Origin of the sequence: Kitasatospora sp. NPDC087315, assembly GCF_044744345.1 — a bacterium.
Taxonomy (GTDB): domain Bacteria; phylum Actinomycetota; class Actinomycetes; order Streptomycetales; family Streptomycetaceae; genus Kitasatospora.
Genome location: NZ_JBIUYD010000012.1, coordinates 128,927 through 146,649 on the forward strand (window position 1 = coordinate 128,927; position 17,723 = coordinate 146,649).

At 73.8% G+C, this 17,723-nt stretch carries 13 protein-coding genes and 1 pseudogene; 5 read left to right on the forward strand and 9 right to left on the reverse strand.

Features of this window, described 5'->3' with window-relative positions:
* The first annotated feature begins 80 nt into the window (after positions 1-80).
* Positions 81-1,622: an MFS transporter gene (locus tag ACIO5D_RS19175; protein WP_400796506.1), complete on the forward strand. Its 1,542-nt coding sequence runs from the start codon at positions 81-83 to the stop codon at positions 1,620-1,622.
* A 46-nt stretch (positions 1,623-1,668) separates the two neighbouring features.
* On the opposite strand, the gene ACIO5D_RS19180 is transcribed toward ACIO5D_RS19175, so the two are convergent.
* The 9 genes and pseudogenes from ACIO5D_RS19180 to ACIO5D_RS19220 all read right to left on the reverse strand — a co-directional run.
* Positions 1,669-2,493, reverse strand: a complete 825-nt coding sequence (locus ACIO5D_RS19180) for a lysophospholipid acyltransferase family protein (RefSeq protein WP_363612984.1) — start codon at positions 2,491-2,493, stop codon at positions 1,669-1,671.
* The gene (locus ACIO5D_RS19185; protein WP_400796509.1) at positions 2,490-3,365 is read right to left on the reverse strand and encodes a GNAT family N-acetyltransferase; all 876 of its coding nucleotides are present in this window, start codon (positions 3,363-3,365) and stop codon (positions 2,490-2,492) included. Before ACIO5D_RS19185 ends, ACIO5D_RS19180 begins: the two co-directional genes overlap by 4 nt.
* Positions 3,366-3,675: 310 nt before the next feature.
* A complete protein-coding gene (locus ACIO5D_RS19190) occupies positions 3,676-5,058 on the reverse strand; it encodes a serine hydrolase domain-containing protein (protein ID WP_400759441.1) in 1,383 nt (460 codons plus the stop codon).
* Between the two features lie 267 nt (positions 5,059-5,325).
* The gene (locus ACIO5D_RS19195) at positions 5,326-6,672 is read right to left on the reverse strand and encodes a M1 family metallopeptidase (RefSeq protein WP_400796512.1); all 1,347 of its coding nucleotides are present in this window, start codon (positions 6,670-6,672) and stop codon (positions 5,326-5,328) included.
* An 86-nt stretch (positions 6,673-6,758) separates the two neighbouring features.
* Positions 6,759-10,637 carry a Pls/PosA family non-ribosomal peptide synthetase gene (locus tag ACIO5D_RS19200; protein WP_400796514.1) on the reverse strand — a complete coding sequence of 1,293 codons (3,879 nt, stop codon included), beginning with the start codon at positions 10,635-10,637 and terminating at the stop codon, positions 6,759-6,761.
* Between the two features lie 393 nt (positions 10,638-11,030).
* Positions 11,031-11,897 (reverse strand): NmrA family NAD(P)-binding protein, encoded by an 867-nt coding sequence (locus tag ACIO5D_RS19205; RefSeq protein ID WP_400796516.1) that lies wholly within the window; start codon positions 11,895-11,897, stop codon positions 11,031-11,033.
* Between the two features lie 77 nt (positions 11,898-11,974).
* A complete protein-coding gene (locus ACIO5D_RS19210; protein ID WP_400652916.1) occupies positions 11,975-12,454 on the reverse strand; it encodes a hypothetical protein in 480 nt (159 codons plus the stop codon).
* Between the two features lie 131 nt (positions 12,455-12,585).
* On the reverse strand, positions 12,586-13,104 hold the full coding sequence (locus tag ACIO5D_RS19215) for a MarR family transcriptional regulator (RefSeq protein WP_363612970.1): 519 nt from the start codon (positions 13,102-13,104) through the stop codon (positions 12,586-12,588).
* Between the two features lie 137 nt (positions 13,105-13,241).
* Positions 13,242-13,664 (reverse strand): annotated as a pseudogene (locus tag ACIO5D_RS19220) (FAD-dependent monooxygenase); the annotation flags it as partial.
* Positions 13,665-13,706: 42 nt separating this feature from the next.
* On the opposite strand from ACIO5D_RS19220, the gene ACIO5D_RS19225 reads away from it, so the two are divergent.
* From ACIO5D_RS19225 to ACIO5D_RS19240, 4 genes are all read left to right on the forward strand, one after another.
* On the forward strand, positions 13,707-14,618 hold the full coding sequence (locus tag ACIO5D_RS19225) for a class I SAM-dependent methyltransferase (protein WP_400796518.1): 912 nt from the start codon (positions 13,707-13,709) through the stop codon (positions 14,616-14,618).
* Positions 14,615-15,118 carry a hypothetical protein gene (locus ACIO5D_RS19230; protein ID WP_400796520.1) on the forward strand — a complete coding sequence of 168 codons (504 nt, stop codon included), beginning with the start codon at positions 14,615-14,617 and terminating at the stop codon, positions 15,116-15,118. Before ACIO5D_RS19225 ends, ACIO5D_RS19230 begins: the two co-directional genes overlap by 4 nt.
* A 364-nt stretch (positions 15,119-15,482) precedes the next feature.
* Entirely contained in the window at positions 15,483-17,111 is a 1,629-nt protein-coding gene (locus tag ACIO5D_RS19235; RefSeq protein WP_400796522.1) for an FAD-binding oxidoreductase, read from the forward strand.
* A gap of 116 nt (positions 17,112-17,227) precedes the next feature.
* Positions 17,228-17,503, forward strand: a complete 276-nt coding sequence (locus ACIO5D_RS19240; protein ID WP_363612962.1) for a hypothetical protein — start codon at positions 17,228-17,230, stop codon at positions 17,501-17,503.
* Positions 17,504-17,723: the final 220 nt, after the last annotated feature.

Below are 17,723 nucleotides of genomic sequence, written 5' to 3' on the forward strand. Positions count from 1 at the left end.
CCCTAACGGTGTTAGGGGTCCATCTGGGGGAGAGGTTTCCGATGGAGGGGTCGAGCGCCCGACGCAAGAGGCTTGCGCTCTTGACGCTGTGCGTCACCATGTTCATGTCCATGCTGGACAACGTCATCGTCAACAACGCCCTGCCCCGGATCGGGCAGGACCTGGGGACCGGCATCAGCGGCCTTCAGTGGGTGGTCGAGGGCTACAGCCTCGTCTACGCGGGTCTGCTGCTCACCGGCGGCGCGCTCGGTGACCGGTACGGCCGTACCCGGGTCTTCCGGCTCGGCCTCGCCCTGTTCACCCTCGGCTCGGCGTGCGCGGCGCTCGCCGGGACGATCGGTGTGCTCATCGCCGCCCGCATGCTCCAGGGGGTGGGGGCCGCGCTGCTCACCCCGGGCAGCCTGGCGATCCTGGGGCACGTCTTCACCGACCAGCGGGAGCGCGCCCGGGCGATCGGTCTCTGGTCGGGCGTCTCCGCGCTCGGCCTGTCGGTCGGGCCGGTGGTCGGCGGGCCCATGGTCGAGGCGTTCGGCTGGGCCAGCGTGTTCTGGATCAACGTCCCGATCGGCGTGGGCGGGCTGCTGCTGGCGGGCCGGGTGCTGCCGGCCATCGCGCCGCGCGAGCGCCGCGTCGACCTCGCCGGGCTCGCGCTCTCCGCCGCCGGCCTGGGGGCGCTGGTCTACGCACTGATCGAAGGTCCGGCCCGGGGCTGGACCGACACCCGGGTGCTCGTCTGCGCGGTGGCGGCGGCGGTGCTGCTGGTCGCCTTCGTGCTCCTCGAACTGCGGGTGGCCGAGCCCATGCTGGAGCTCCGGCTGTTCCGTGACCGGGTGCTCGGCGGCGCCATGCTCAGCGGTTTCGTGGTCAGCTTCGGGATGTTCGGCGCGCTGTTCTTCCTGCCGCTGCTGATGCAGGACGTGCTGGGCTGGTCGCCGTCGGCCGCCGGCTATGCCGGGCTGCCGATGACCGCGATGATCGTCCTCGCGGCGCCGCTCTCCCAGCGGCTGACCACCCGTTACGGTCCCCGGCTTCCCGTGGCACTGGGCCTGACGCTGTGCGCCTTCGGCCTCGGCGGCCTCGCCCTGTACGGCGGGCAGGCCCGCTACCCCGAATACCTGTGGACCCTGTTCGCGATGGGTCTGGGCATGGGCCTGACGTTCACCCCCGTCTCCATCGCCGTCCTCCAGCGGGTCGAGCCGCCGCAGGCCGGCATGGCCTCCGCGACCATCAACACCCTGCGCGAGCTCGGCGGAGTGGTCGGCGTCGCGGTCTTGGGCGCCGTCCTGACCTACCGTCTGAACGGAGCCCTCACCGAGAACCTGGGCCGGCTCGGCATCCCGCCCGGCGCGGTCGGGCCGGCCGCCGACGCGCTGGCCGGTGCGGGCGGTGGGAGCGGTGTCCAGGGTTCCGGCGCGGCGGCCGAACTGCCGGGCCCGGTCCGGGCGGCAGTGGAGGGCGCCTTCGTCGAGGGCGTGCACCTCGCGGTGCTCTGCGGAGCGGGGGTGCTGGCCGTCACCGCCCTCCTGGTCACGGTCCTGCTCCGCCCGGCCGTCCGGCCCGCGGTGCCGGACCAGGGCGGTGAGCCGGCGTTGGCGCCGCTGACGGACGCCCGGCGCGGCTGACCGGCGCTACTGACCCGCGCTATTGACCGGCGCGGCCGGGCGAGGCTCATCGAGCGGCGTCCTCCACGGCGGTCTGGGCGGAGCGGGCCAGTTCCCGGCGGGCCGCCCACCGGGGGTGCGACGCGGAGGGGGCCTGGGCGGGGGCCTGGATCGGAGGCAGGAAGTCCACCTCCGCCACCAGCCCGCGCACCGCGACCACCCGGGCGAGCGAGGTGAGCAGACCGTCCTCGCCGACGAAGGCGGGCGCGCTGGTCGGCCGTCCGTCCGCCAGCCGGTAGCGGATCGTCACCGGCTGGACGGGGGCGCCGACCTGGACCGCGGCCTGGAAGAGGGCCGGGCGGAACCGGCCGCTCTCCCTTCCGCACCAGGTGGAGCCCTCCGGGAAGACGATCACGGGGTGGCCGGCCCGCAGCTCCCCGGCGACCGTGTCGACGGTGGCCGGGAGGGTGCGCAGCCGGTCGCGGTCGAGGAAGACGGTGCCGCCCCGGGCGATCAGCGCCCCGAGAACGGGCCAGTGCCGTACCTCGGTCTTGGCCAGCGACCGGCCGGGCCGGCCGGTCGCGATCAGCGGAATGTCCAGCCAGGAGACGTGGTTGGCGACCACGAGCACCCCGCCCCCGGCGGCGGGTGCCGGCCCGGGCCGGAGGGTGACCCCGAGCGAGCCCAGCAGGGTGCGCGCCCAGAGCCGGACCAGCCGGTCGCGTGCCGCGCGGGGGAGGGCGCGCACCGGAGGGATGAGCGCCAGGCCCGTGACCAGGACGGCCAGGCAGGCGGTCAGCCGCAGCGCCCGCCGGGGGAGGGCGACCACCGGGCCCGGCTCGGCCAGGCACGCCTCCGGGGTGCAGGGCGCGGTGGGCAGCCAGACGCTCATGAGGCCGGGTGCGCGGGCCGGGTGGCGAGCCCGGAGAGGAAGTGCCGCAGGTAGCGCGGGTCGGTGCGTTCGAGCGACAGCAGCACGTAGAGGTCGGCGGTGGCGAAGTCCGGGTCGTGCGCGGGGGCGCCGCAGACCCAGGCGCCGAGCCGCAGGTAGCCGCGGAGCAGGGCCGGCAGCGGCGCCCGCTCGGCCCGTGGCACACCGGTCGCGTCCCAGGGGCGGTGCGGGGTCACGCGGTACTCCTCGGGGGCGAGGTGCTTGGCGCTGACGGTGTCCCAGACCCGGGCCGCGGTGGCACCGCCGTCGTCCAGCGATATCGAGCAGCAGCCGCCGACCCAGGTGTTGCCGGTGTCGGCGAGGTAACGGGCGATGCCGCCCCACATCAGGTTGATGACGGCGCCGTTGCCCCGGTGGTCGGGGTGGATGCAGGAGCGGCCCAGCTCCACCAGGCCGGGACGGAGCGGCGCGAGGCCGGCCAGGTCGAACTCGCCGTCGGAGTAGAGCCGGCCGGCCCGTCGCGCGGCCTCGGGGCGCAGCAGACGGTAGGTGCCGACCACGGCGCCGTCCTCGCCCTCGCGGACCAGCAGGTGGTCGCAGTACGCGTCGAACGGGTCGACGTCCAGGCCCGGGACCGGGCTGTGCAGCACGGCGCCGAGTTCGGCGGCGAACACCTGGTGGCGAAGCCGCTGGGCGGCGCGGACGTCGTCCTCGTCCCGGGCGAGCGCGACGGTGTACCCGGCGCCCGGCTGGGGCTGGGGCTTGGGCTGGGGCGGCTGGAGGGCGCCCGGTCGGACCGGGCGCGGGACGGGCGCGGCTGCGGCGTGGCCGGGGGCGACTGCGGACGGAGTGTACGTGGGGACGGTGGTCATGGCGCGGACCCTCCAGGGCAGTACGGACGGAGGTGCCACGGGTCGTCGTGGCACCGGGCCCGGCTCGCACGGCTGGACGGGCGCGGCGAGCCGGTATCCGTATGTTTTTCCGAGCCGGCTGGCGTTCACGTTGCGGTTCGGCGGAGGGTAGATGTGCAACTGCTGAATGGGGCCACCCGGTATCCACAGGACACCTGACGGGCACCCGGGGGTTGCCGCCCGCTTCCCGGCGAGGGGTGGACAAGGGGGGGCACTGGTGGTGCGGCGGGGGCGCGCGCCGCGTCACCAGTGCCCCTGCGGGCCTCGGGCGTCAGCCCGCGCGCCACCCCTGCGGGTCGACGCCGCCCGGAACGACGGGGGCGGGGCCGTACGGTTCGCGGGTGAGCACGAAGGAGCCCAGGTCCAGATGGCTCACCGAGCCGTCGGCGGCCCGCACCACGCGCAGTGTCTCGCCCGCGTAGTAGTTGTCGAGCCCCGTCCAGCTGCCGTCCGGCTCGGGGCGGAAGGACGAGCTCCGGCCGCCGCCGCCGGCGAGCGAGGCGAGCTCCAGGACGCGGTCGGCCTTGAGCCGCAGTGCGTGGGCGGTGGCGCCCCAGTACCACGGGCCGGTGAGCGCCAGCAGTTCCTCGTCCACGCTGGGCAACGGCCGCCAGGGCTCCGGCAGCCGCGGCTCGTGCTTCGCGGTGAGGGCGATCAACTCCGCGGCCACCAGCGGGGTGTTGGCGCCGCCGGTCGCGTTGCTCAGCGCCAGCGCGGCCAGGCCGTCCGCCTCGCTGATCCAGAGTCCGGCGGTGAACCCGGGCATCGAACCGGTGTGGCCGTACAGCACCCGGCCCTCGTGGCGGAACAGCTGCAGGCCGAGGCCGTAGGCGCCGGACCAGTCGGCGCTCTCCGGGCCGACGGCGGGCCGGCGCATCTCGGCCAGGGTGGCGGCGGCCAGCACCTTCTCGTCGCCGCCGGCCAGGAAGGCGGCCCAGCGGGCCAGGTCGGTGGCGGTGGACCAGAGCTGCCCGGCCGGGGCCATCAGACCGGTGTCGGTGAGCGGCTCGGGCAGCATGACGTCCGCCCAGGGGTGGACGGCGAAGCCGCCCGCGTGCGGGTGCTCGGGGAGCAGGGTGGTGCGGTCCATGCCGAGCGGCTCCAGCACCTCGTACCGCAGCACCTCGCCCCACGGCCTGCCGCGCAGCCGTTCCACCAGGGCGCCGAGCAGGGCGTAGCCGGGGTTGGAGTAGTGGTGGCGCCGGCCGGCCGGGTGCTTGAGCGGGGCGTCGGCCTCCAGGATGTCGTCCAGAGCCGGGCGCAGCGAGCCGTCGGTCCGCTCCCACCAGGGCCCGGGTGTCTCGGCGGCGAGACCGGCGGAGTGCGCCAGCAGCTGGGCGATGGTGGCCCCGCCCGCCGGGGTGCCGGGAAGATGGCGTTCGAGCGGGTCGGCCAGGTCGAGCAGGCCCTCGTCGCGCAGTCGCAGCACCAGCACGGCGACGAAGGTCTTGGTCAGCGAGCCGATCCGGTACTGCACCCCGGGAGTGGGGGCATGGCCGTCGATCATGCTGCGGGCGCCGCTCCAGACCAGTCGGCCGTCCCGGACCACCGCGGCGATCAGGGACGGTGTGCGGCCTTCGGCCTGCGCCACCGCGATCCGGTGCAGCAGGGCACGGCGGGTGGCGGGGAACAGCTCGTCAGGCTGGTCGGTCATCTGATCCTCTGAATTCCTCGGCGGCATCGGGTGGTTGTGAGCGTGGCCGACGCACCGCCGGTGAATCACCGGTATGCACCGCGGTGTCACGCGCGAGCCGGACGGCGCCCCCAACCTAGCCCGGTCATCGTCTCCGCTCCACCCCTTTTCACCGGTGCCGTCCTGGAATGTCGGCTGCCCGGACCCGGACCTGCCCCACCGTTCATCCGCCGGAGGGCAGTTGGCCCTGGACATCGGTCCAGGGCCCAACACGCCGCTTTCCCGGCGTCAGCCGGCCGGGAGCGGTGGCAGCTCGGGGCGGTGGAGCCAGGCGTCGAGCAGAGGCCCCAGCGGGGCGTCCGTGTAGCGGGAGACGTGCGCGGTGAGGCCGGCGGTGCTGACGACACCGTGGCGGTTGAGGGTGGCCCAGTCCTTGAGCATGCGAAAGAAGGACGGGTCGCCGAGGGCCTGCCGCAGGGCGTGGACGGCGAGGCCGCCGCGCTGGTAGAGGCGGTCGTCGAACATCAGCTTCCGGCCGGGGTCGGCGAGCCGGAGGTCCTGCGGGAGCCCGGCCAGGAGGGTGTGCGCGGCGGCGGCGCGGGTGGCGGCGGTCGGGCCGCCGGCGTGCTCGGACCAGAGCCACTCCGCGTACTTGGCGAAGCCCTCGTTGAGCCAGATGTGGCTCCAGTCGGCGATGGTGAGGCTGTTGCCGAACCACTGGTGGGCCAGCTCGTGGGCGATCAGGCGCTCGCGGTCCCAGCCCCCGCCGAGGTGGTTGGTGCCGAAGGTGGCGACGCCCTGCGCCTCGACCGGGACGTCCAGCTCCTCGTCGGCGACGACCACCGCGTACTCGCCGAACGGGTACGGTCCGAAGACCTCCTCGAAGTACTCCATCATCCGCGGCTGCTGGTCGAAGCCCGCGCCGAACCCGTCCGCCAGCCGCTCCGGCAGGTAGCCGGTCTGCGGGACGGCGGGGCGCTCGGCGAACCGGACCGCCCGGTACTGGCCGATCGAGACGGTGACCAGGTAGGTCGAGGTCGGCTCGCTCTGCTCGTACACCCAGGTGGTGCTGGACGCCCGGGTCGTCCGGGTCAGCAGCCGGCCGCCGACCACCACGGTGTACGGGGACGGTGTGGTGATCGCTATCTGGTAGCCGGCCTTGTCGGCGGGCCGGTCGTTGCACGGGAACCAGGACGGCGCTCCGACGGGCTGGCTGGCCACCAGCGCGCCGTCGGTCAGCTCCTCCCAGCCGAGGCCGCCCCACGGGCTGCGCACCGGGCGGGGGTTGCCGGTGTAGTGCACCTCGACGGTGAACGCCGCACCGGCGGCGAGCGCCTTCGCCGGGCGGATCCGCAGCTTGCCGCCCCGGTGGGTGTACCGGGCGGCCCTGCCGTCGACCAGGACCCGGCCGATCCTGAACTCACCGAGGTCGAGCGCGAACTCGGCCAGGGCGACGCCCGCGACGGCGCTGAGCCGGGCGGTGCCGCCGAGTCGGTTGGGGCCGGGACGGTAGTCCAGGGCGAGTTCGTAGCGGTGGACCCGGTAGCGCGGATCCCCACTGTTGGGGAAGTAGGGGTCCGGGGCGGCGCTGGGGGCCGCCGGGGCGTGCTCGGGCTGCACGGGGCGGGGTTTCACCGGGTCGTGTGCTCCCTGTGAGATGGCGGACGTGGGGGGACGGGGGACGTGCGGGGTGTCGGGGACGCCGCCAGCGGGGCGGATGGTCATGGCGTGGTCTGCCACGCCTCGATCGGGTTGCCCAGCCACCGCGTGTCGGCGGGGACGGACTCGGCGCGCATCACCAGCGAGGCCGGGCCCAGCGTGCTGCGCGCGCCCACCGTGCTGCCGGGCAGCACGATGCCGCCCGGGCCCAGAGTGGCGCCCTCGCGGAGGACGACAGTATCCATCCGCATGATCCGGTCGTGGAAGAGGTGGGTCTGCACCACACAGCCCCGGTTGATGCTGACCCCGTCCCCGAGAGTGACCAGGTCGGCCTCCGGCAGCCAGTAGCTCTCGCACCAGACGCCCCGCCCGATGCCCGCGCCGAGCGCCCGCAGCCAGACGTTCAGCAGCGGTGTGCCGGGCACCGAGCCGACCAGCCATGGCACCGCCAGCACCTCGACGAAGGTGTCCGCGAGCTCGTTGCGCCACACGAAGCCGCTCCACAGCGGATGCTCCACCGCCCGGAACCGGCCGACCAGCAGCCACTTCGCCGCCACCGCGACCAGGCAGGCCACCCCGCCGGCCGCCAGCAGCACCAGACCGGAGAGCAGCGCGGCCACCGCCGGCGACCAGCCGTCGGCCAGCCAGGACAGCGTTGCCAGCGTCAGCGCGCCGAGCGCCCCGGACGCCAGCACCGGCAGCAGCCGGGCCACCTCGACCAGCCCGCGCGCCCAGAGCAGCCGGGCCGGCGGCTCGTAGGTGAGGCTCTGGTCGGCCTCGTCGGCCGAGCGCGGCAGGCGCATCGGCGGCATGCCCAGGTACGAGCCGCCCTTCTTCGCCTTCTTCGGCGTCGCCGACAGGACGCCCACCAGGCCGCGGGCCGGCACGGCCCGCCCGGGCGCGGTCATCCCCGAGTTGCCGAGGAAGGCGCGCTCGCCGACCTTCGCCTCGCCGAGCCGCACCCAGCCGCCGCCCAGCTCGTACGGGGCGATCAGGGTGTCGTCGGCCAGGAACGCGCCGTCCCCGACCGTGGTCAGGCTGGGCAGGGCCAGCACCGTGGACACCTCGGCGCCCCGGCCGACCTTCATCCCGAGCGCCCGCAGCCAGAACGGGGTGATCAGACCGGCGTACAGCGGGAACAGGATCTCGCGGGCCTGGTCCATCAGCTGCGTGACCGTCCAGGCCTGCCAGCCGACCCGGCCGTGCAGCGGGTGCACCCCGGGCGTCAGGCCGATGCTCAGCAGCCGTACCGCCGCCACCAGCTGCGCCGCGTACAGCAGGCCGTACGCCAGGGTGGCGGGCAGCAGGGCGAGCAGGGCGCCGCCGAGCGCGGTGCCGAGGCCGCCGCCGGGGTGGACGAAGCGGGCGAGCACCGCGAGCGCGGCCAGCGCGGGCAGCACCGGCTGCAGGCTGAGCGCCGTGCCGCTGACCCCGTAGAGCACGGCCCAGCGGACCTGGCGCGCCGGGCGTTCCTTGGGCCAGGCCCGTTCGGCACGGCCCAGTTTGACGGCGGGTGCGCCGCCCCAGCGCTGGCCGGTCGGGACCTGTGCGGTCACGCTGGAGCCGGCCACCACCTGGGCGCGCTTGCCGACCCTGGCACCGGGGAGCAGCGTCGAGCGCGTCCCGACCACGGCGCCGGAGCCGACCTTGATCTGGCCGACCTCCAGACGGTCGCCGTCCAGCCAGTAGCCGCAGAGGTCCACCTCGGCCTCCACCGCACAGCCCCGGCCCAGCTTGAGCATGCCGGTGATCGGCGGCAGCGAGTGCAGGTCCACCTCCGGGCCGACCCTGGCGCCGAGCGCCCGCGCGTAGCGCACCAGCCAGGCCCCGGAGAGCCCGGTGGCGCCGCTCATCTCGGCGAGCCGTTCGGCCGTCCAGAGCCGCAGATGGGTGCCGCCGCCGCGCGGATAGCTGCCCGGTCGCAGACCGCGCAGCAGCAGCCGGGCGCCGCCGGCCGCGATCGCCAGCCGGCCCGCCGGGGTGTACAGGGCGAGTGCGCCCGCGCCCACCGCCCACCAGGACGCGGTCGGCGCCCACGGGTAGTCGCCGAGGTGGGTGAGGACGTTGCCGAGCGCCAGCAGCGCGACCGTCCAGCGCAGTCCGACCACGGTGAACAGCGGGATCAGCAGGAGCAGCTGGAGCAGTTTGGCCCTGGTCGGCACCAGGGCGATGGTGCGGGTCTCACCGCTGTCGGCCGCCGTGCGCTCCAGGTGGCGGGCGAGCTTGCGCAGCGTCGGCTGCTGGTAGATGTCCAGCACCGCGGCGCTCGGGTAGCGGGCGCGCAGCAGGGTGGTGAGCCGGGCCGCTGCCAGACTGCCGCCGCCGATGGCGAAGAAGTCGTCGCGCGGGCCGCTCACCGGCACGCCCAGGATCTCGCTCCACTGCTCGGCCAGCCAGGCCTCGGTGCCGTACAGCTGCTCGGTCGGCCCGGCGGTCTCCAGGCCGGGCAGCGGCCAGGGCAGGGCGTTGCGGTCGACCTTGCCGGAGGTACGGGTGGGCAACGAGTCGACGGGCGCGAGGAGCGGCACCAGGGCGGCCGGGAGCTCGGCGCGCAGCCGTTCGACGGCCTGTTCGCGGTCCCAGCCGTCCTTGGTGACCAGGTAGCCGACGAGCAGCTGGTTGCCGCCGCGCGCGGTGCGGACGGCGGCCGCCGCCCCGGCCACGCCGGGCAGGGCCTGGAGTGCCGCGTCGACCTCGCCCAGTTCGATCCGGCGGCCGCCGAGCTTGATCTGCTCGTCGGTGCGGCCGAGGAAGAGCAGGCCCGCCGGATCGGCCTGGACGAGGTCGCCGCTGCGGTAGGCGCGGTCCCAGCCGAGCGAGGGCAGCGGTGCGTACTTCTCGGTGTCCTTGACCGGGTCCAGGTAGCGGGCCAGGCCGACGCCGCCGATCACCAGCTGGCCGGTGCCGCCCGGCGTGACCGGGGTGCCCGCCTCGTCGACCACGGCGAGGTCCCAGCCGTCCAGCGGCAGGCCGATCCGGACCGGACCCTCGCCCGTCAGCAGCGCCGCGCAGGCCACCACGGTGGCCTCGGTCGGGCCGTAGGTGTTCCAGACCTCGCGGCCCTCGGTGACCAGGCGCTGCACCAGCTCGGGCGGGCAGGCCTCGCCGCCGAAGATCAGCAGCCGGACCTCGTTCAGCGCCTCGGCGGGCCAGAGCGCGGCCAGGGTCGGGACGGTGGAGACCACGGTGATCTCCTGCTCGGCGAGCCAGGGGCCGAGGTCGGCGCCGCTGCGGACCTGGGAGCGGGGGACGGGCACCAGGCAGGCGCCGTAGCGCCAGGCGAGCCACATCTCCTCGCAGGAGGCGTCGAAGGCGACGGAGAGGCCGGCCATCACGCGGTCGCCGGGGCCGATCGGCTCGTCCTGGAGGAACAGCGCGGCCTCGGCGTCCACGAAGGCGGCGGCGTTTCGGTGGGTGACGGCGACGCCCTTGGGGCGGCCGGTGGAGCCCGAGGTGAAGATGATCCAGGCGTCGTCGGAGGGGTCCGGACGGCCGGGGCCGACGGGCTGCCGGTGCTCTCCGGTCACGGTCAGCGCGCGTTCGGCGCCGAGCACGGCGGCGACCGCGGCCTCCTCGAAGACCAGCTGTGCGCGTTCGTCCGGGTCCTCGGCGTCGACGGGCACGTAGGCGGCGCCGGCGGCCAGGACGGCGAGGATGGAGACGTAGAGGTCGTTGGTGCCGGACGGGACGCGGACGCCGACCCGGTCGCCCGGGCCGACCCCGGCGGCGGCCAGCCGCCGGCGCAGCTGCTCGACCTCGGCGGCGAGCGCGCGGTAGCTGAGCACGGTGTGACCGTCGTCCAGGGCCGGCTCGTTCGGGTGGGCGCGGACGGTGGCGTCGAGGACGTCGACCAGGGTGCGCGGGGCGGCGGCCGGGCGGCCGGGGAAAAGGGCCTGCGGTACCGGTGGGTGCTGGTTCGTCCGGCTCGGTTCAGCGGTCATGGCAGTCCGTGCGCTCCTTGTCCTCGCCCCGTCCCGACCGATGTCCGGTCCCTGGGGGCGGTGGGGGCACTCGTCTGACGGGTGACCCCACTCCGGGGCCGGAACGGGCAACCCGACCGATGCTAGTCCTGGGTGGTGAGGGCCGTACTGCCTGACACTCCACCCAACTTGCTCTGGAATGACTGAATCTGATTGTTTGTCAGTCAATAACTGAGCCTCCGTTGAGTCGACATGACGGCTCATCAGTAGAATTGACGGATCGTCAGTTCGGTTTTTCGGCAGTGATCCACGCCACACCGGATTCGCGCTCCCTCCGGGTGGCGGGCCCGCCTTCCGGGGCCGTGCTCGGATCTGTCCGGCCGTTCGTCGGGCCCGCCGTGGTGTGCGGAGGGGTCAGTGGAACCGGTCCAGGTGCTCGCGGAGGAACGCCTCCAGGGTGCGCGGGGCGCGGCCGGTCAGCCGGGTGGCGATGTCGTCGGGGACCTCCGGCCTGGCCGCCGCGAGCTGCTGGATCTCCACGACATGGGCGGCCAGCCAGTCCGGCATGCCGGCCCGCTGGACGAGGTGCGCGTGCAGCTCCCCGGGTGCCAGGTCGAGATAGCGCACCGGCCGGCCGAGCAGCTGGCTCAGCAGCCCGGCGAGTTCCGGGTGGCTGTACGCCCGCCCGCCGGTCAGGTGGTACGTCCCGCCGGCGATCTCCGGCCGGGTGAGTGCGGCGGCGGCCACGTCGCCGATGTCCCGGCAGTCGACGTAGTTGCACGGGGCGTCTCCCATCGCGCCGTGCATCAGGCCGGCCGCCGCTATGCCGGGTGCCAGGAGCAGCAGCTTCTGCATGAAGGCGTACGGACGCAGGATCGTCGCCGTGACGCCCGAGGCCCGCAGGTGTTCCTCGATCCGGTGGTGGCCCCGCGAGACGGCGACGGGGGAGTCCGGCTCGGCGGCGGGCGCGGAGATCTTGACGATGTGCTGCACGCCGCCGGCCACGGCCAGGTCGATGGCCCGCAGTTCGTGTTCGACCTGCTGGGGCCCGTTCGCCATGGTGAGGAACAGCTGGCGGGCGCCCTTGAAGGCCTCGCGCAGGGAGCCCTGGTCCCCGGCGTCGGCGAACACCGGCTCGACCAGTCGGCGGGTGTGGTCGGTGAGGCCGGCCGCGAGGCGGCCCGGGTCGCGGCCGAGTGCGCGGCTCGGCACGCCGAGTTCGGCGAGACTCCGGAGTGCGGCGCCGCCGGTGGCGCCGGTGGCGCCCATGATGACGATCATGTCGTCTGCCTTTCGAGTGGGGCTGAAATGGATCCGGATCGGATCCGGAAGGGGCCCGGAGGGTGCGGTCGGTGGGGTCAGTGCTGCCGGCGGCGGTGTGCGCGGGTGCCGCGCCAGCGCCAGGTGATCATGGTGGCGGCGATCGCCGCCGACACCGGCAGGTCGAAGCGGAGCCGCCCGGGCCACGGGCTTGCGGCCAGGGCCGGGATCCCGGGCAGCCAGTGCGCGCCGGACCAGCCGAGCAGCAGTCCGAGCGCCGCGGCGCCGAGCCCGAACCCGGCCGCCAGCAGGATGCGCGGCACCCGCACGGTCCAGGAGCGTGCCGGGCGGCGGCGCAGTCGCGAGCCGACCAGGGCCGCGACCGCGGCCGAGGTGCCGGCGATGGTGGTGCCGGCCGCGATCATCAGCTCCGGTCGGCGGGTCGCGATCCCGCCGATCCCGGCCATCACGGCGGGCATGGCGTAGGCGACCAGGACCTCGCGCCAGAGCACGAAGGGGGGTGGTGTGCCGGGGGCTTCGGCGGGGCTTTCGGTGAGCGTGTCCTGCCGTCGGGGCATGGGGGTCTCCTCGCCAGGTGATTAGGTGGCTAAGTGTTGGTGTTTAGGTGGCTAACTATTGGGGCGTGAGAAGGACGGGCCGCCTGTCGTGCGCAAGGCGGCCCGCCGGGTCGGGTCGGGCCGGGTCGGCGTCAGTCGGCGGTCAGGGCGTTCATGCCCTCGACCAGCCGGGCCAGCAGGCCGAGAAAGACCGTGCGCTCCTCGACCGAGAGCCCGCCGACCATGGCCTGCATCCGCTCGAAGTGCTCCGGTGCCATGTCCCGCAGGCGCTGGGCGCCGCGGGTCGTCAGCATCACCACGTTGCCCCGGCCGTCATCGGTGGACGGTCGGCGGGCGACCAGGCCCTCGCGTTCGAGTCCGTCGACCAGCCCGGTCACGGTCGCCCGCGAGACGCCGAGACTGGCCGCCAGCTGGGAGGGTGACTTCTCTCCGTTGTGGTCCTCCAGGTCGGCCAGCAGCCGGTAGCGGCCGGTGGACAGGCCGAAGCGGGAGAAGTGTGCCTCTCCGGCCTGGCCGAGCCGGGCGCCCGCCGCCATCAGCCGCACCGCGACCAGTACCGCCTGCGGGTCGGCCGTCAGGCCGTAGCGGGCGATCTGTCGTCGTGCCTGGTCGAGCGTGGGTGCGCCGCTTTCGGCCGGGTGCTGCTCCATGGGAGTAATATGGCGCCTAATCAGTTGATCGGTCAAGCCTGGGCGATGGGTGTCGTTCGAAGCCGCTGTGGTCCGCCCCGGCAAGGGCGGACCACAGCGGCTCCGGTGCAGTCCCAAGGGGGGCCTGTCCGTGCTCGTCAGGCGCGGGTCGTGCTCGGGATGATCCGCGGCGGTGTCCAGTCGGCGTGCCGCAGAACCGTACGGATCATCACGCCGGGTGGGGTGAACCGGATCGCCGCGTTGCGCGCGGCGACGGCCAGCGGATGGGCGAGCTGCTGTCCCGTCCGGCCCGCCCGGCGCGCGTCGCGGGCCACCGTTCGGCTGTGCGGGCGCCGCTCGGCGTCGTAACGCGCGAGAGCCGCCTCCACCGTCGGCGCCGAGCCGAGCGCGGCGGCCATGGTCACCGCGTCCTCCAGTGCCTGGCACGCGCCCTGGCCGAGGTGGGGCGTCATGGCGTGTGCCGCGTCGCCGAGCAGCGCGACCCGGCCCACCGCGAACGAGAGCGGCGGCGTGACCAGTTCGTTGACGTCGTGGTGCAGGACAGCCTCCGGGCGGGCGGCGCCCGCTGCGCGGTGCTTCGAGGAGGGGCGTACCGTACCGCCGTGCAACTGATCGAGATCTCCGACCTGATCGTCGCCCACGACCCGCGCACCCGCGAGCGGCTGCCCGTCCGGCGTGCCGATGTCGTCGAGCGGCTGCGGCGAACCGGGCAGCACCGCGCGGCCAGGATCGCCGAGGGCCTGCCCGCGGCCGGCGGAATCCTCGACCCGGCCGCCGTCGACCGCCGACTGGTGGCCGTCCACACCGAACTCCAGCGCCTCAGCGAGGAACTGCGTCTCGGCGACCGGCTCGCCGCCCTGCTGCGCCCGCTGCTCGACGCCGTCCGCCAGACCCGGCCGGGACCGGTACGGATCGTCGACATCGGCTGCGGCCTCGGCTACCTCGTCCGGTGGATCGCCGCCACCGGCGTCCTCGGACCGGACGTCGAACTGCTCGGCGTCGACCTCAACGCCACCCTGGTCGCCGAGGCCGAACGGCTCGCCCGCGCCGAACACCTGCCCTGCCGCTTCGTCCACGGTGACGCCTTCCAACTCGACGAACCCGGCACGGTGTACGTCTCCACCGGGCTGCTCCACCACTTCCGCGACGCCGACCTCGACGCCTTCTTCGCCGCCCAGGGCCGGCCCGGTACGGTCGCCTTCTGCCACTACGACATCGCCGCCACCGGCCTCGCCCCGATCGGCGCCTGGGTGTTCCACCGAGCCCGCATGCGCGACCCCCTCGGACGCCACGACGGCGTGGCGTCCGCCCGCCGCGCCCATGACGACGCCACCCTGCTGCGTGCCGCCGCCCACGCCCGAGGCCTCGTCCCGCTGCTCTACGAACCGCGCGGCCACAGCAACCCGTTCTGCACGACCCTGCGTCCGGTGCTCGGCGTGCTTCCCGAACTCGTCGCCCCACTGAGCGCCGCCCTGGACCGGAACGCCCGCCGCCTCGTCGGAGCCGCCGGGTGAGCGCCGTCCTGCTTCTCCTCCTCGGCCTCCTCGACGCGGCCTTCGCCGGCTTCCGCGCCTCCAACGGGCGCGACGGCCGGATCCGCCGTGCCGTCGGCAACCGCCGGGCCGCCCTGCGCGGTCTCGCTCACGGCGCGCCCGGCCTGCTCGCGGCGGCCGCCGTCGCCGGGGCGGTCCTGCTCGGGTCGGACGACCCGGCGGCCCGCTACCGCGAACTCGACGAGGCGGGCCTGCGAATGCTCGTGGTCTACGGGCCGTACAGCGCGCTGGTCCTGGGCAGCCTGGCCTGCTACCTGGTCGGACCGTTCCGGCTCAGCACCCTTGCCATGATCATCGGTCTTGGCCCGCTCACCCTGTTGCGCCCGCCGGTCGTCGTCGCCGGTGCGGTGGCGGCCGCCTGGCAGAGCCTTCCGGCGGCCGTGGTCGCTCTCACGGCGGGCGTCGCCGTTCTTCTGGTGGAGCCCGTCGTCCACCGCCGCTGGTACACCGAGCCGCTCTGACGGTCACTCCGGCGCCGTGTCCGGTCTCGGTTCTGACGTCCGAGCGGCGTCGAGCCTGCGGCGGGTACGGGGGCGGGGCTGGATTCGGGGCCTGCCCGGTGGTGTCTGTGGTGCCCAGGGGGTGGTCGGGTCGGCGGGTATGACGCCGCATGGCTTCCTCCTCGGTGGCTGGTCCCGAGCTTCTGCTCGACCGGGTGACGGGACATTAAACGGTGCCACTGACAATGCGGCGGGGAAGGCACTTCGGAAGATTCCAAGAAAAGGACGTACTGTCACATTAATTCGTATAGGGATTCCCTTGCTCAAACGCCCGTGCTAGCGTGCGGCCGTCAGCTTCTCAGAGTCGAGAAAGTGGGGTCCTGGCATGGGGCAAGAGTTCTCCCGTCGTGGATTCCTCGGCAGCGCCGGAATGGCCACGGTCGGGGTTTCCGGCGCCTCGCTGGGCCTGGCGGACGTCACCGCCGCCGCCGAGGTGGCGGCGGTGCCCGAGGGGCAGTCCGTGCTGCCGGACGACTCTCGCTACCAGACGCTCAGTCAGGGCTTCAACCAGCGCTGGGGCAGCCGGCCCGCCTACATCCGGCTGGTGGGAAACGAGGCGGACGCGGTGGCGGAGCTGAGGGCGGCGCTCGACAGCGGTCTGCGGCCGACGATCCGGGGCGGCGGGCACTGTTACGAGGGGTTCGTCGACAATGACAAGGGCGTCATTCTTGACCTCAGCACCATGCGCGGCGTCCACGCGGCGAGGGACAAGTTCGGCAGGCCGAGTTACTGCGTGGAGGGCGGTGCCACCAACTGGGACATCTACACCACCCTCTTCCGCAAGCACGGTGTCACGCTGCCCGCCGGCTCGTGCTACTCGGTCGGTGCCGGCGGCCACATCTGCGGGGGCGGGTACGGGGTCCTGTCCCGGCGGCACGGGTTGACGGTCGACCACCTGGTCCAGGTCGACGTGGTGACCGTCCGGGGCGGCACGGTCGAGGTGGCCAGGGCCCACCGGGACGACGGCGAGGGCTCGCCGGAGAAGGATCTCTTCTGGGCGCACACCGGAGGTGGTGGCGGGAACTTCGGGGTGGTCCTGCGCTACCACTTTGCCCGGAACATCCCAAGGCCGCCGCCGAGGGTCTGGCTGAGCAGCGTCGCCTGGCCCTGGGAGGACTTGGTGAACCGCCCTGAGGATTTCCGCACACTGCTGGACAACTTCGGCGCGTTCCTGATGGAGCACAGTGGAAAGGAGGAGCAGGTCTATCAGGGGTTGTTCTCCATTCTCATGCTCACCCACCGGTCGAACGGGAACGTCGTTCTGTTCAGCCAGTGGGACGAGGACGATCCGGCGCCATTGGAGGAATTCCTGGCCGCCATGGAAAGGGGGATCAGGACCAGATCGGTCGTTCAGACCCACGTCGCTGGAGGACTTTTCCTGCCCTATCCGGACAAGCGCCGTCAGATGCCGTGGTTCCAGGCCACCATGACGCTCAACTCATCCGGTGACAACCAACGAGGCAAGTACAAGTCGGCCTACCATCGCCGACCCTTCACCACTGCCCAGATCGGGGCCTTCTGGGCAGGTCTGACGAGGGACGTCCCGGGCGTCGACCTCGGGCGGACGCTGGTGCAGATCGACTCCTACGGCTGCAAGGTGAACGACCGGCTGCCTGCGGACACCGCCGTGCCGCAGCGGGACTCGATCATGAAGCTGCAGTACCAGACGTACTGGACGGACCCGGCCCATGACGCCGCCCACCTGGGCTACCTCAGGGGCCTTTACCGGGACGTCTACCGGGAGACCGGTGGCATCCCGGAGATCGGTGCCGACACCGATGGTGCCTATGTCAACTACCCGGACGTCGATCTCGGCCTGGCCGGCCAGGCCGACCCCGCCTACCAGCGCCTCTACTACAAGGAGAACTACGCCCGGCTGCAGCGGACCAAGAAGATCTGGGACGAGGGGGAGGTGTTCCATCACGCGCAGTCGATCACGCTGCCGAAGCCCTGACCGTCCGCATACTTCGCTGGGGCTGGGGCTGGGGCCGGGGCCGGGAGTCCGGGCTGGGTCGGCGCATCCGGTACGGCCGGGATGCGGACACTGCCGCCGGGGCGCAGGGTCGAGGTATGAGCGGAGTGATCGTGCTGGTCGAGCTGGAGTCGGCCACGGAGGTGCTGGACGCGGGAGAGGTCGACGTGGGTGCCCGGGTGCGCTGGGTGCACGCGGCGCCCTCCGATCCGGATGTACCGGAGGACCCGGGGCCACTCACATTCTGCGGAATCGACACCGGTGACCTCGAACGGGAGCCGTACCGGCCGACCGGACCGGGCCGGCCCTGGTACCCGCCGTCGCAGCGGACTCGGCGGTGCCGGGCGTGCGAGGCGGCACTCAGGGCCCGCTGACCGCGGCCCGCCCGACCGCGACCGAATCTGCGGTGTGGTGCGGCAGGGCAGGGCAGGGCATGGCGCGGCACGACGCAGTACGGCCGTGGCCCGTCCTCCGGACCGACCCGACCGACTGGGTCGACCGACCGACCGGGCCGGCCGGACAGGCCAGGGCCGAAGTGACCTCCCGGGGGCCGCTCCGCGCGGGGTTGGGCTGCGACGGTGGGGCACGCTCCTA